Origin of the sequence: Cellulomonas sp. JZ18, assembly GCF_009720485.1 — a bacterium.
GTDB lineage: Bacteria > Actinomycetota > Actinomycetes > Actinomycetales > Cellulomonadaceae > Cellulomonas.
In genome coordinates this window covers 3,806,578-3,819,921 of sequence record NZ_CP045245.1, presented here as the reverse complement: position 1 = coordinate 3,819,921, position 13,344 = coordinate 3,806,578, and the positions used below count along the sequence as shown (strand labels likewise).

The window sequence follows — 13,344 nt, the reverse complement described above, 5'->3', positions numbered from 1 at the left end:
TCAGCGCTCCTCGCGGAAGTCGACGTGCCGGCGCACGACCGGGTCGTACTTGCTCAGCACGAGGCGGTCGGGGGTGTTCCGGCGGTTCTTGCGCGTCACGTAGGTGAACCCGGTGCCCGCGGTGGACCGGAGCTTGACGACCGGCCGCAGGTCGGCCCGCTTCCCGGCCATCAGAGCTTCTCCCCGCGGCGCAGGATCTCGGCGACGACGGCGTCGATGCCCCGGCGGTCGATGACCTTGATGCCGTCGGTCGAGACGCGCAGGCGCACGTGCCGACCGAGCGAGGGCACCCAGTACCGCTTGCGCTGGACGTTCGGGTCGAAGCGACGGGACGTGCGGCGGTGCGAGTGCGAGACGGCGTTGCCGAAGGACGGCACCTTCCCGAGCACCTGGCAGTGACGGCTCATGGACGACGACAGTAGTTATTGATTATCGTTCGCGTCAACGTCACCCGCTCGCCACCCAGGAGGAGGCCCGCCGTGGGTCCTGTCCGCACGCCCGTCGTCGTCCTGTCCTCGATCGACCCCGTCGAGCGCGACGCCGTCGTCCTCGGCCTGCTGGTCGACTCCCCGCGCGTCGTCGCGCTGCGCCACGACATCCACGACGACGAGGACGGCGGGAGCCTGCGCCGCGTCGTCGCGGACGCGTCCGGGGTCGTCGAGGACGAGACCGTGCCGCTCGAGCACGCCTGCCTGTCCTGCGCGGTGCGCGAGGACGCCGTGCCGACGCTCGCGCGTCTCGCCGCCGACGGCCGGTGGGACGCGATCGTCCTGGCGCTGCCCGTGAGCGCCGAGTCGCTGCCCGTCGTCCGCGCGCTCGGGTGGGCGATGCGACCCGGCGAGCCGCTCGCGCGCCTGCGCCTCGCCGACGCCGTCGCCACCGTCGACCTCGCCACGTTCGAGGACGACCTGCTCGGCGACGACCTGCTCGTCGAGCGCGGCCACGCCCTCACCGAGGACGACCGCCGCGCCGTCGGCGAGGCGCTCGCCGCGCAGGTCGCGCACGCCGACCTCGTGCTCGTCACGGGGGACCGGCGCGACCACCCCGTCGCCTCCGACCTGCTGGACCACGTCCGCGCGGCCGACGGGCGCCGGCAGGACGGACGCTACGGCGCCGGTCTCGCGGACCTCGTCGCCCACGAGCACCGCCCGGCGCGGGCCGAGCGCCGCCTGGACCCGGCGTACGCCGCGCCCGTCGCCGGTGCCCCCACCGACCACGGCGTGTGGTCCCTGGACCTGCGCACGCCCCACCCGTTCCACCCCGAGCGGCTGCTGCACGGCGTGCACCGGCTGGGCGACGGGCGGCTGCGCAGCCGCGGGAGGTTCTGGGTGCCCAGCCGCCCGGACACGCTGTGCGCGTGGGACGGCGCCGGTGGTCAGCTGAGCGTCGGCGCGGCGGGGCCGTGGGGCGGGCGGCGCCCGGACACGCGGATCGTCGTCGTCGGCACGGGGGACGAGGCGCCCGCCCTGCGCGACGCCTTCGAGGACCTCGTCCTCAGCGCGGCCGAGATGCGCGCCGGCCTCACCCCGTGGCTCGGCCGCCCCGACGTGCTGGAGCCCTGGCTCGGGGCCCGCACCTCGGCGTGAGCCCGGGGTGCGCGGAGGTGGGCCGCCGCGCCGGCGGCCCACCGTGTCCGCGTCAGTCGGTCGTGACGACCAGCGGCTCGTACCCGCCGAGCGCGGGCGCGACCGTCACCGTGACGTCGTCGGGGTCCGCGACAGCGAACGCGAGGTCGAAGCTCACGGTCTGGCCGGGGTCGAGCGTCACGTAGGGGCCGGCGGCGTCGATCTCGCGCGTCAGGTCGACGACCTGGGTGGCCTGCGCACCCCCCGACATGGCCGTGGCCTCGAGCGTGCTGGGCGTGTACGACCGGCGCGTGCCGTTGGTGACCTGGACGCGCACCCGCACCGGCACGCCCTCGTCGACGCCCTGCGCCTCGCGGGACGGCTCGAACTCCTGCGGCTCCTTCACGAGGACGAACAGGCCGTCGCCGTACTGGTAGGGGCGCCCGAACGGGACGGTCGAGCCCGCCTGCGTGACCTCGGCGGTCGGGGTGGCGGCCTCGCCGGCCTCGGCGCTGGAGGTGCACGCCGCGGTGCCGGTCAGCAGGGCCACCAGGAGCGCGGCCGCCGCGGCGCGCGCAGGCCGCGGCGCGCGCGGGGAGAGGGGGCGGTGCGGGGTGCGCGCGCGGTGCGCACGGCGGGAAGGTGGGTCACGGGGATCTCCTCGGAACGTGTCCGCCGGTGAACGCGGGCAGTCCGGGGAAAAGGCCGTCCTTTTTCCGGCCCCCGCCGGTCGGCGCGAATGTAGCAGCGCCGTCCGGGGCGGCGGCCGGCCCGTCCACGCCGCGGCACGGGGCTCCGTCGGGGCCCCGATGCCCCAGATCACGGCCGCGCAGCGCGCAACCGACGATCGGGTGAACAGGTGCAGGGGAATGGTCCGGAATGCAACTGTGCGATGCGTCGGGGAAATGCGCCGGAAACAATGGCGCCCCTGCTGCGGACCCCCGGAGACGTTCGTCACACGTCCGCGACGACGAGCGGTGCGTAGCCGTAGATGGCCGGGATGACCGTCAGGCGCAGATCGTCCGGGCGGTCCACCGCAAAGCCGAGGCGGAACGACACCTCACCGCCCGGCGGCACCGCGAAGGCGGGCCCGGATAGCTCGACCGCGTGCTGCGGGTCCGCGACCTGCGGTGCCTGCGTGCTCCCCGAGGACGCGGTGACGGCGAGCGTGCTGGCGCGGTAGGTCCTCTCGGTCCCGTTGGTGACCGTGACCTCGACGAGGACGGTGGTCCGGCCGGGGTCCGCGCCGGACGCGAGGGGCGACGGCGTGAACGGCTGCGGTGCGCCGACCTCGACCTCGAGGCCGTCCGCGTACGCGAACGCCGTCCCGAACGTCGTGTGGCCCGCGTCGAGCACCTCGGGAGAGGCCGCACCGGCGGGTGCGGCCGCCGTGCCGGCGGTCGAGCCCAGCCCGGACCGCACGACGAGGACGACGGCGAGCACGGCCACGACGAGGCCGACCGCGCCCCACACCCGGGCACGGCCCGTCCCGGTGCCGGTGCCCTCGGGGTCGTCGGGCCCGGCCGGTCGGGCCGGCGCGACGGGCGTCGCGCCGGTCGCGGGGTGCGCTGCCGGGCTGTGGGCGCGGGACGTGGTCACGACGGTGTGCCTCCTGGACGACGGCGCGCCGCCGCCGCCGGGCTGGCCGGCGGCGGCGGTCACGGGGCGGGCACCGGCCGGTGCGTCGGCGGGTGCGCACGACGCCGCGGCACCCGGTCCGGCTGGGCGTCCCGGGGCGACGTCGGCGACGACCGTAGCGACGCCCGTGGAGGCCTAAACGTTTGCGGGGACGCCCCTCTCACGCACGTCTCAGGAGCCGGGCGCGACCGGGCCCGTCAGGCGGCGAGGTCGCGACGGCGGTGGACGGCCAGGGCCGCGGCCGACAGCAGCACGGCGACCGCGCTCACGGCCAGCACCGCACCCGCGTCGAACGCCTCGGCCGGTGCGGCCGGGACCAGGGCGAACGGCACCGCGTCGAGCACCGCGCGCGGCAGCCCCAGCAGCCCGCCGTACAGGCCGGCGACGACGCTCGCGACGACGACCAGCCACAGCGTCCACGTCGGCGCGCGCAGCGCGTGCACGAGCGCCGCGAGCGCGGCGAACCCGGCGACGACGGGCAGGTGCACCAGCGAGGCCAGGGCGAGGTCGCCGACCAGGCCGGCGTCGTCGGTGACGGCGACCGCCCCCGCGCCGAGCGCCGTGCCGGACAGCACCAGCAGGACCGCGGCCGCGGCGACCGCCACCACCAGGTGCGCGCCGAGCCAGGCCGGCCGGCTGACCGCGGCCGCCAGCACGGTCGCGGCCCGCCCGCGCGCCTCCTCGCGGCCCGCGCGCAGGACGGCCACGACCGCGAACACGGTGACGGCCATCGCGAGGAAGCCCAGGAAGGCCGACAGCATGCCGAGCACCACGTCGTCGCCGGTGGCGCCGAACACGTCCGCGAGGGCGGGGTCGGCCTCGAGGCCGTCCACCACGCCCTCGACGAGCGACCCCGTGAGCACGGCCATGACGGCGAGGCCGACCGCCCAGCCGACGAGCGCGCCGCGCTCCAGGCGGGCCACGAGCGCGAGCGGGCTGCGCAGGGCCGCCGACGCCCGCGCGCGCCCCCGGCGCTCGGGCAGCAGGCCCGCGCCGACGTCGCGCCGACGCCCCAGCACGAGAGCGACGGCGACGAGCGCGGCGGCCAGCGCGAGCACGAGCAGCAGCGGCCACCAGCGCTCGTCGACGAACGCGCGCGTCTGCTGCGCCCAGCCGATCGGTGACGCCCACGACAGCGCGCTGCCGCCCTGCTGCCGGGCGTCGCCGACGCCGCGCAGCACGTAGGCCAGCGCGACGGCGGCGGACGCCAGCCCGTTGGCGGTCCGCGCGCGCCAGGTCAGCTGCGCCGTCACGGCCGCGAGCCCGGCGCCGACGAGCCCGACCGCGCCCACGCCGGCGCCGACGGCGAGCGACCCGGCGAGGGGCAGGCCCGCCGCGAGCATCCCGGCCACCAGGGCCACCGCGACGGCGGCGTCCGCGACCACCGCGAGCACCAGCGCCGCCACGAGCGGCGCACGCCGCCCGACCACGCCCGCGAGGACGAGGTCGAGCCGGCCCTGCTCCTCCTCGGCGCGGGTGTGCCGCACGACGAGGAAGGACGACATGAGCGCGACCGCGACGGCCAGCATGCCGAGCATCTCGTTGGCGACCATCGGACCGACCGTGTAGTCGTCCAGGCCGTAGCCGGGTCCGCTCAGCAGCGCACCGGACGGCTCCCGCATGATCGCGGCGCGTCCCTGCCACGCGGCCGGGTTCGGGTACACCTCCTGGAGCGACGTGGCGACGAGCGTGAGGAACCCGCCGAGGGCGGCGACCCACACGGCGAGGCGGACCCGCTCGCGGCGCAGCCCGACCCGCACGAGCGTGCCGACGCCGGTGAGGTCGTGCGTGCGCTCGGCGACCGGGGCGGGTCGCTGCAGCACGGCGGTCACCGCGCCACCCCCGCGTACTGCTGCACGAACAGCTCCTCGAGCGACGGCGGCGTCGCGACGAGCCCGCGCGCACCCGCCCGGGCCAGCGCTGCCAGGAGCTGCGGGAGCGCGTCGTCGTCGACCGCGAGCTGCACGCGCCCGCCGTCGCGGCGCACGTCGTGCACGCCGGGCAGGGCGGCGAGGGCGGCTGGGTCGGCGTCGGTCGTCGCGCTGACGCTCGTGCGGTGCAGCGCGCGCAGCTCGGCGAGGGAGCCCGTGAGGACCGTGCGGCCCTCGCGGACGATGGTCACGCGCTCGCACAGCCGCTCGACCTCGGCGAGCACGTGGCTGGACAGCAGCACGGTCCGCCCGGCGGCGGCCGCCTCCGCGACGCACTCCTGGAACACGAGCTCCATGAGCGGGTCGAGGCCCGACGTCGGCTCGTCGAGCACGAGCAGCTCGGCGTCGCTCGCGAGCGCCGCGACGAGGGCGACCTTCTGCCGGTTCCCCTTGGAGTAGGTGCGTGCCTTCTTGGTGGGGTCGAGGGCGAAGCGCTCGAGCAGCTCGTCGCGCCGACGGCGGTCGTGCCGGCCGTGCAGGCGCAGCAGCAGGTCGACCGTCTCGCCGCCGGTGAGCTGCGGCCACAGCGTGACGTCGCCCGGGACGTACGCGGTGCGGCGGTGCAGGGCGACGGCGTCGGCCCAGGGGTCCGCGCCGAGGACGCGGGCGCTGCCGGAGTCGGCGCGGATGAGCCCGAGCAGCACGCGCAGGGTGGTGGTCTTCCCGGCGCCGTTGGGGCCGAGGAAGCCGTGCACCTCGCCGGCCTCGACCGTGAGGTCGAGGTGGTCGAGGGCGCGGACGGTGCCGAAGGACTTGGTCAGGTCGTGCACGTCGACGACGGGCATGGCGGGTCTTCTCTCAGGACGACGGGGTGGGGTCGGGGGCGGGCGTGCCCCCGGGCGGGTCCGTCACGTACATGAGGTAGGCGTCGAGCATGCGCCGGTCGGTCATGAGGCCCTCGGTGTAGAGCTCGAGGGCGGGCAGCGCGACGGCGTCCATGTGGGCGCGCAGGCGGGCGCCGAGCTGCGTGGGGTCCTGCGCGGGCTCGAGCGTGAGCGCGACGAGCAGGCCGCCCATCGCCTGCTGCGTGAGGAACCGGGCGCGGGCGCGCTCGTCGCGGCTGGGGCGGACGGTGCCGGCCGCGACGCCGGCGCGCAGGTACTCCTCCGCGTCCGCGACGAAGGCGTCGACGAACGTGCGGGCGAGCTCGCCGCCGTGCTGCACGCTGCGCAGGACGTACGCGACCAGCGGCGCGAACGACTCGACCTGCGCCAGGTCGACGAGCAGGTGGTCGGGACCCGACGGGCCGACCGCGTCCGCCTTGTGCGAGGCGATCGTCGCGAGCACGTGCGCGTCGCACTCCGCGCGCAGGCGGTCCTTGGAGCCGAAGTGGTGGAGCACGAGGGGTGCGCTGACGCCGGCGTCCTGCGCGATGGCCCGCAGGCTGACGCCGAACCCGTCGCGGCCGAACCGCGCGATCGCGGCGTCGCGGATGCGCGCGCGGGCGGTGAGGTCGTCGGACGGGGTGGCTGACCGCATGTTCAGTAGGCTAACCACGCGTTCAGCCCGGTGGCAAGGGGGTGGTGCTCAGGCGCTCCTCAGCGCGTCGCCGGGGGAGTGGCGGGCGTCGCCGTCAGCGGTCCTGCTCGCGGGCCTTCCGCGAGCGCCGGTCGTTCTCCTTGCCGATCGCCTCGACGAGCTCGTCCTTGGTCATGCGCGAGCGGCCGCTGATCTCGAGGCGCGACGCGACGTCGTAGAGGTGCTTCTTGCTCGCGTTCGCGTCGACGCCGCCCGCGGTCGGGGCGTCGCCGTCCGGGCCGCCGCCCTCCGCGCGGGAGTCGGAGGGACCGTTCTCCTCCTTGGGCTCCCAGTGGTCGCCCACCTTCTCGTGCGTGTGCTTGAGCGACGCGTAGGCGGCGCGCGCGGCCCGCTGCTCGTCGCCGTCGTACGACTCCATCGCCGAGTCGTACGTCTTCGCGAACGTGCGCTGCGCCTTCTCGTCCGAGCGCTGCAGCGTCGACGGGATCTCGTCCTGCTTCGCCTTCCCGGAACGTGCGGTCTTCGGCATGGTCGCCTCCTCGGGTCGCACCGACCCGACGATCGTCCCGCCGTCCGTCGGGCTCCGCACCCGGACATGCGTCAGGGCCAGGTCGGACGACGTCCTGACCTGGCCCTGGAGGGAGCGGGTGACGGGAATCGAACCCGCGCTGTCAGCTTGGGAAGCTGAAGTTCTACCATTGAACTACACCCGCGCGACGGCCCCGAGGGGACGTGCGCCGACGATCCTACCCAATCCACGGCGCCGGTCGCGACGCGCGTGGCAGGCTCGTCGCGTGCCCGCCGTCCTGCGCCCCTACCACCCGTCCGACCAGCCCGGCCTGTACCGGGTGTGCCTGCGCACGGGCGACGCGGGGCGCGACGCGACGCCCCTGTACCGCGACCCGGACCTGCTCGGGCACCTCTACGCCGGGCCGTACCCGCTGGCCGACCCCGGGCTGACGTTCGTGGTGACGGACGAGCAGGGGGTCGGCGGGTACGTCGTCGGCACCGCCGACACCGCGGCGTTCGAGGCGTGGACCGCGACGCACTGGTGGCCCGGCCTGCGCGCGCGCTACCCGGAGCGCCCCGACCCGCACGACGGCAGCGAGGACCACGTGCTCGTCCGCCAGCTGCACCACCGTGAGCCGCCCGACGTGCCCGACGGGTTCCCCGCGCACCTGCACGTCGACCTGCTGCCGCACCTGCAGGGGCAGGGCTGGGGGCGCCGGCTCCTCGGCACGCTCGCCGACGCGCTGCGCGAGCGCGGCGTGCCGGGCCTGCACCTCGGCGTGGCGGCGCGCAACACCGGCGCGATCGCGTTCTACGAGCGGATCGGGATGCGGCGGCACGCGTCGCACGGCTGGGGGCACCGGATGGTCCTGCCGCTGCGCTGACGGGTCCCGACGGCCCGCGCGCTCACGCGGCCACCCCGGCGGTGCGGTCCGGATGGCGGGACCGGCCGTCGCCGACCCCGTCATCAGCGGCGTCGACGGCGTCGGTCCGTCGCACGACCACGGGGTCGTGACGGCGCTCGTCCACCACGTGGACGAGGGGCTCCCGGTGTCAGAGGCCCGTGCGCTGCCAGGCCGCCGCGACGCCGGCCTGCCGGAAGCCGAGGGCGACGTTGATCGCGAGCATGTGGTCGTTCTCCTGCGCGTTCCACGTGTGGATTCGCCGCTCGCCGGGCCGCCACGCGGTGAACGCGTCGAGGTTGACGGCCTTGACGAGCATCCCGAGCCGGTGGCCGCGGTGCTCGCGCAGCACGAGCGTGTCCTGCTGGAACGCGAACGGCACGTCCGGCCGCGGCACCTGGAGCCAGGTGAAGGCGGCGAGCCGGCCCGACGGCACGTGCTCCGCCGCCGTGAGCAGCACGTGCTGGTGCCGCTGGGCCATGCGGTCGAGCAGCGTCCGCACCCGCTCGGCGTCCCAGCGGTCCTCCTGCAGGTCGAGCCCGCCCAGCGGGACGTCGGTGCTCATGCGGGTCCAGAGCTCGGCGAGGTCGCCGAGGCGGTCCGCCGGCAGCTCGTCGTGCCACGTGTGCGTCCGGTAGTCGTCGCCGGCGTGCGCGCGGGCGTCCGCGAGGAGCGCGGCCCGGTGCCCCGGGTCGCCGGGGAGCTCGAGGACGGAGTACCGCTCGACCTGCTCCAGCACGTAGCCGCGCGCGAGCGCGAACCGCACGGCGCGCGCGTCGGCCGGGGCGCGGCCCGTGCCGGTCGGTGCGGTCAGGGCGCCCGGTCCCGGCTCCGGCTCCGGGCTGTGGCCCGACCACGTGTGCAGGGTCGTGCGACCGCCGGCGCGCGCGTGCTCCTCCACGGCGGCGAGCAGCGCCGAGCCGACGCCGCGCCCCTGGTGCTCGGGGAGCACGCACACCTCGACCTCCGCCGTGTGCGTGTTCGCCGTGCGGGGCAGCAGCGCGCGGGCGAAGCCGACGACGTCGTCCGCGCCCGGCGCGTCGGGACCGTCGAGCACCGCGACCCACACGGCGACGTCGCGGTACGGGTTGGGCCGGAGCGTGGGCAGCAGCACGGGGACGGGGGAGTGCAGGTCGTCCCAGCCCCACGTCGCGAGCTCGACGCGGCGGGACACCTCGGCGACGCCCGCGTAGGGCCACGCGTCGGCGTCGTCGGGCGACGCGGGTGCGGGCGGCGCGGGCAGGACGCGCCAGGGCCGTGCGACGACGTCGGTGCCGGTGGTGCTCATCCCGCCAGCGTGGCCCGCGGACCGGGTGCCCGACGAGCTGTTTTCGCCGACCCGGCACGGGCGGCGCGCCCTGTGGTCCGCGGCCCGTGCACGCTGCCGGTCAGCGACGGACGCCGCCCGTCAGCCGCGGACGGTGATCGTGAACGCGCCCGTGCGCTCCTCGCCCGGCTCGAGCTCGAAGACGCCCGTGCCCGGCACGCCCGCGTCGTGCAGCGTGAACCCGTCGTTGACGTTCGTCGCGGGCTCGACGGCGAAGTAGCAGCGGCGCCGCGGCGCGTACAGGACGAGGTGCTCGTACACGGGGTCCATGCCGATCTCGACGGTGACGCCGTCGTCCTCGTAGTCGACGCGGACCGGTGCGCCGGGCACGAGCCCGGTCACGACGTCGTCGACGAACGCGGTCCCGAGCGGGCGCGGCGTCCGGTAGTCGGCGCGCAGCGGCAGCTCGCCGGCCGCTCCGGTGGCCATCGCCGCCGAGAGCCGGTACCCCGCCGACGCGGGCACGTGCACGACCGGACCCGCCGTCAGCGGGTACTCCGCGGCCGGGGCGCCGACGGGCAGCAGCGTGCGCCGCAGGTACGGGTGGTGGCCGAAGCCGGCCGGGAACGGCTCGGTGTCGGCGTTGCGCACGGTCGTCGTCACCGTGAGCGTCGGCCCGAGCAGGGCGTACGTCACGGAGGCGACGAAGCGCCACGGGAAGTTCACGCCGACGAGCTCGGAGGAGTCCAGGCGGAGCGCCACCGCGCCGTCGGTCCGCCCGACCACGTCCCACGCGGCGTACCGGGACGCGCCGTGGATCGCCGTGCCGTCCGCCGCGTTGCGCTGCAGCTGCCACCTGCGGCCGCGGTACGGCAGCACGCCGCCGCGGATCCGGTTGGACCAGGGCACCATCGGGAAGCTCGCGGTCTTCTCCGGGTCGCCCAGGTGCGTGCGCCGGGTCGGGCGCAGCAGGTCCTTCCAGACGCCGTCCGCCGTGCGCACCCGCCCCGCCGCCAGGCACGCACCGGTCGCGGGGAGCACGTCGAGCTCCCACACGTCGCTGCGCACCGTGACGACCCGCGGGTCCGGCGGGACCAGCGGGGACGGCCCCCCGCCCGCCCGCGGCTGCGGGCGGACGAGGGGTGCGTCGAGCGTGTCGATCGCTTCGATCAGCGTCATGTCGGTGCCCCCGGGCGGCGTGACGGTCGGTGTGGACCGCGTCAGAGCGTGACCTCGACGCGGACGGTGCTGCCGGCCGGCGCGTAGGGCACGAGGTTGCCGTCGACGGGTGCGCCGTCGACCACGAGCCGCCCGCGCGAGCCGCGCGCACCGGAGTTCGTCACCGTGATCTCGTACGTCGCGCCGCGGGCGACGCGCGTGACCGTGAACGACGGCACGTCGGGGCCGATCTGCGGGTCGACGACCAGGCCCTCGTAGTCCGGGCGCACCCCGAGCAGGTGCTGCGAGACCGCGACGAAGTTCCACGCCGCCGTGCCCGTGAGCCAGGAGTTCTTGGCCTCACCGGCGCGGGGCGCCTCCTTGCCCGCGATCATCTGCGCGTACACGTACGGCTCGAGCCGGTGCACGTCGCTGATCTCCTCGCGGTATGCCGGGGTGATGCGCCGGTAGTAGTCGAAGGCGCGGTCGCCGCGGCCCAGCACGGTCTCGGCGATGATCACCCACGGGTTGTTGTGGCAGAAGATGCCGCCGTTCTCCTTGTACCCCGGCGGGTACGTGGAGACCTCGCCCAGCTCGATCTGGTACGTCGTGTACGCGGGGTACTGCAGCACCAGGCCGTGCGGCGTGCCGAGCATCTCGCCGACCGCGTCGAGCGCCTGCACGGCCGGGGCGTCGGCGTCGTCCGGGCCGTCGCCGACGCCGATGCCCGCCATGACGGCGAAGCCCTGCGGCTCGATCCAGATCTTGCCCTCGGGCTTGGCGTCGGTGCCGACGGGGTTGCCGAAGTAGTCGTACGCGCGCAGGAACCAGCGGCCGTCCCAGCCGTGCTCGAGGACCGCCTGGCGGACCTCGTCGACGACCTTGCGGGCCTGCGACGCGACCTCGGTCAGCCCGCGGCGCTCGGCCAGCTCGGCGTACTCGGCGCCGTAGAGCACGAACTGCGCGGCGATGAACACGGACTCGGCGACCCCGCCGCCCTTGTTCTCGGTGGTCTGGAACGACTCGCCCGGCTCCGTGGAGAAGCAGTTGAGGTTCAGGCAGTCGTTCCAGTCGGCGCGCCCGATGAGGGGCAGGCCGTGCGGGCCGCGGTGGGTGACCGTGAACTCGAAGGAGCGCGTGAGGTGCTCGAACAGCGGCACCTCCGAGCCCGGCTCGTTGTCGAACGGCACCGGCTCGTCGAGGATCGAGAAGTCGCCCGTCTCCTTGACGTACGCCGCCGTGCCGGCGATGAGCCACAGCGGGTCGTCGTTGAAGCCCGAGCCGATGTCGTTGTTCCCGCGCTTCGTCAGCGGCTGGTACTGGTGGTACGCGGAGCCGTCGGGGAACTGCGTCGACGCGATGTCGATGATGCGCTCGCGCGCGCGCTCGGGCACCAGGTGGACGAAGCCGAGCAGGTCCTGGTTCGAGTCGCGGAAGCCCATGCCGCGGCCGATGCCGGTCTCGAAGAACGACGCCGAGCGCGACATGTTGAACGTGACCATGCACTGGTACTGGTTCCAGATGTTGACCATCCGGTCGAGCTTCTCGTCGGTCGAGCGCACCGAGTACGTCGAGAGCAGGTCCGTCCAGTAGCTGCGCAGCGCCTCGAACGCGGCGTCCGTCTGCTCGGTGGTCGCGAAGCGGCCCAGCAGCGCGTGCGCGCGCTCCTTGTTCACGACCTGGTGGGCGTCGTCCGCCCACTTCGCGTCCTGCGGGTTCTCCAGGTAGCCGAGCACGTAGACGAGGTCGCGGGACTCGCCCGGGGCCAGCGTGACGCGCACCGAGTGCGAGCCGATCGGGTACCAGCCCGACGCCACCGAGCTCGCCGACGCCCCGGCGCGCGGCACGGCGGCCTCCCCCAGCCCGTTGTACGCGCCGACGAACGTGTCGCGGTCCGTGTCGAAGCCGTCGGCGCGCGTGTTCACGCCGAACACGGCGTAGTGGTCGCGGCGCTCGCGGTACTCGGTCTTGTGGTAGATCGCCGACCCGTGCGGGCCGTCCTGCTCGACCTCGACCTCGCCGATCGAGAGGTTGCGCTGGTAGTTCGTCTGGTCGTCCTGGGCGTTCCACAGGCAGAACTCGACGAACGAGAAGAGCGTGACCGTCTTCTCGGCGTCGGACGTGTTGGTGACGGTGACTTTGTGCACCTCGGCGTCCTCGCCGAGCGGCACGAAGAACAGCGTCGAGACGCGCAGGCCGCCGCGCTCACCGGTGATCCGGGAGTACCCGAGGCCGTGGCGCGTCTCGAAGTGGTCGAGGTCCGCCTTGACCGGCAGCCACGACGGGGTCCAGACGTCGCCCTCGTCGTGCACGTACAGGTAGCGGCCGCCCGCGTCGGCGGGGATGTTGTTGTAGCGGTACCGCGTGAGGCGGCGCATCTTCGCGTCGCGGTAGAACGCGTACCCGCCGGCCTGGTGCGACAGCAGCGAGAAGAACCGCTCCGACCCCAGGTAGTTGATCCAGGGGTAGGGCGTGTGGGGCGTCGTGATGACGTACTCGCGGGCCTCGTCGTCGAAGTGGCCGAAACGCATGGCATGCCTCTCGCGTGCGCCGTCGCACGTGGCCGTCGGCACGGGTCGGCACCGAGCGGTGCGGCCCAGGTCAGCGGCCCTGCTCGGGTACCTGGTCGTGATGTCTGTTCTGGTCCTGCGCCGGTGCGCGAGAGCGCTCCCACGCGTGTCGTCCGACAGCATAGCCGCCGGTGCCCCGGCCCGGAACGGGTCGGCAGGTTTCACAGCCGGGGGCGACGGGGACGCGCGGCGCCGGCCCGGGGGCGCGACCGGCCCGGCCGAGCCGGTGCACGTCACGCGCGGAGCGCCGCTGACCTGCGCAGACGGACGATCCGGACGTACCGGGAGGGGTCCGGCGGGGCCGGTGTGAAGTCGGGTGTGAAA

At 75.2% G+C, this 13,344-nt stretch carries 13 protein-coding genes and 1 tRNA gene; 2 read left to right on the top strand and 12 right to left on the bottom strand.

The features are described 5' to 3' along the window. Both rpmG and rpmB read right to left on the bottom strand, forming a co-directional pair. The gene (gene rpmG, locus GC089_RS17245; protein ID WP_155378669.1) at positions 1-171 is read right to left on the bottom strand and encodes a 50S ribosomal protein L33; all 171 of its coding nucleotides are present in this window, start codon (positions 169-171) and stop codon (positions 1-3) included. Then, positions 171-407: a 50S ribosomal protein L28 gene (gene rpmB / locus GC089_RS17240; RefSeq protein WP_136517483.1), complete on the bottom strand. Its 237-nt coding sequence runs from the start codon at positions 405-407 to the stop codon at positions 171-173. The genes rpmG and rpmB overlap by 1 nt, the downstream gene beginning before the upstream one ends. Positions 408-479: 72 nt before the next feature. Here rpmB and GC089_RS17235 point away from each other — a divergent pair, with 72 nt between their 5' ends. Beyond that, a complete protein-coding gene (locus GC089_RS17235) occupies positions 480-1,586 on the top strand; it encodes a GTP-binding protein (RefSeq protein WP_155378668.1) in 1,107 nt (368 codons plus the stop codon). A 52-nt stretch (positions 1,587-1,638) separates the two neighbouring features. Here the strand turns inward: GC089_RS17235 and GC089_RS17230 are convergent, their stop codons facing one another. The 7 genes from GC089_RS17230 to GC089_RS17200 form a co-directional block, all read right to left on the bottom strand. Further along, complete coding sequence (locus GC089_RS17230) at positions 1,639-2,115, bottom strand: hypothetical protein (protein ID WP_155378667.1); 477 nt, start codon at positions 2,113-2,115, stop codon at positions 1,639-1,641. A gap of 404 nt (positions 2,116-2,519) precedes the next feature. After that, positions 2,520-3,164: a hypothetical protein gene (locus tag GC089_RS17225; protein WP_155378666.1), complete on the bottom strand. Its 645-nt coding sequence runs from the start codon at positions 3,162-3,164 to the stop codon at positions 2,520-2,522. 236 nt (positions 3,165-3,400) lie between these two features. Continuing rightward, positions 3,401-5,035, bottom strand: coding sequence for an ABC transporter permease (locus tag GC089_RS17220; protein ID WP_155378665.1), 1,635 nt, complete (start codon positions 5,033-5,035; stop codon positions 3,401-3,403). Then, positions 5,032-5,919: an ABC transporter ATP-binding protein gene (locus tag GC089_RS17215; RefSeq protein ID WP_155378664.1), complete on the bottom strand. Its 888-nt coding sequence runs from the start codon at positions 5,917-5,919 to the stop codon at positions 5,032-5,034. Before GC089_RS17215 ends, GC089_RS17220 begins: the two co-directional genes overlap by 4 nt. A 13-nt stretch (positions 5,920-5,932) precedes the next feature. Continuing rightward, positions 5,933-6,613, bottom strand: a complete 681-nt coding sequence (locus GC089_RS17210) for a TetR/AcrR family transcriptional regulator (protein WP_155378663.1) — start codon at positions 6,611-6,613, stop codon at positions 5,933-5,935. A gap of 94 nt (positions 6,614-6,707) precedes the next feature. Next, positions 6,708-7,142, bottom strand: a complete 435-nt coding sequence (locus tag GC089_RS17205) for a ChaB family protein (RefSeq protein WP_155378662.1) — start codon at positions 7,140-7,142, stop codon at positions 6,708-6,710. 113 nt (positions 7,143-7,255) lie between these two features. Then, a tRNA-Gly gene (locus GC089_RS17200) sits at positions 7,256-7,326 on the bottom strand. Positions 7,327-7,407: 81 nt separating this feature from the next. Here GC089_RS17200 and GC089_RS17195 point away from each other — a divergent pair. After that, on the top strand, positions 7,408-8,007 hold the full coding sequence (locus GC089_RS17195; RefSeq protein ID WP_155378661.1) for a GNAT family N-acetyltransferase: 600 nt from the start codon (positions 7,408-7,410) through the stop codon (positions 8,005-8,007). Positions 8,008-8,176: 169 nt separating this feature from the next. Here GC089_RS17195 and GC089_RS17190 read toward each other — a convergent pair whose 3' ends face one another. From GC089_RS17190 to GC089_RS17180, 3 genes are all read right to left on the bottom strand, one after another. Further along, complete coding sequence (locus tag GC089_RS17190; RefSeq protein WP_155378660.1) at positions 8,177-9,313, bottom strand: GNAT family N-acetyltransferase; 1,137 nt, start codon at positions 9,311-9,313, stop codon at positions 8,177-8,179. A gap of 120 nt (positions 9,314-9,433) precedes the next feature. Then, a complete protein-coding gene (locus tag GC089_RS17185) occupies positions 9,434-10,471 on the bottom strand; it encodes an aldose epimerase (protein ID WP_155378659.1) in 1,038 nt (345 codons plus the stop codon). A gap of 41 nt (positions 10,472-10,512) precedes the next feature. Then, positions 10,513-12,981, bottom strand: coding sequence for a GH36-type glycosyl hydrolase domain-containing protein (locus tag GC089_RS17180; RefSeq protein ID WP_155378658.1), 2,469 nt, complete (start codon positions 12,979-12,981; stop codon positions 10,513-10,515). Between the last annotated feature and the right edge of the window lie 363 nt (positions 12,982-13,344).

Bases quoted from the DNA above. Each gene is read 5' to 3' on its own strand.
- rpmG (WP_155378669.1), bottom strand. From the start codon at position 171: ATGGCCGGGAAGCGGGCCGACCTGCGGCCGGTCGTCAAGCTCCGGTCC.
- rpmB (WP_136517483.1), bottom strand. From the start codon at position 407: ATGAGCCGTCACTGCCAGGTGCTCGGGAAGGTGCCGTCCTTCGGCAAC.
- GC089_RS17215 (WP_155378664.1), bottom strand. From the start codon at position 5,919: ATGCCCGTCGTCGACGTGCACGACCTGACCAAGTCCTTCGGCACCGTC.
- GC089_RS17210 (WP_155378663.1), bottom strand. From the start codon at position 6,613: ATGCGGTCAGCCACCCCGTCCGACGACCTCACCGCCCGCGCGCGCATC.
- GC089_RS17205 (WP_155378662.1), bottom strand. From the start codon at position 7,142: ATGCCGAAGACCGCACGTTCCGGGAAGGCGAAGCAGGACGAGATCCCG.
- GC089_RS17190 (WP_155378660.1), bottom strand. From the start codon at position 9,313: ATGAGCACCACCGGCACCGACGTCGTCGCACGGCCCTGGCGCGTCCTG.
- GC089_RS17185 (WP_155378659.1), bottom strand. From the start codon at position 10,471: ATGACGCTGATCGAAGCGATCGACACGCTCGACGCACCCCTCGTCCGC.
- GC089_RS17180 (WP_155378658.1), bottom strand. From the start codon at position 12,981: ATGCGTTTCGGCCACTTCGACGACGAGGCCCGCGAGTACGTCATCACG.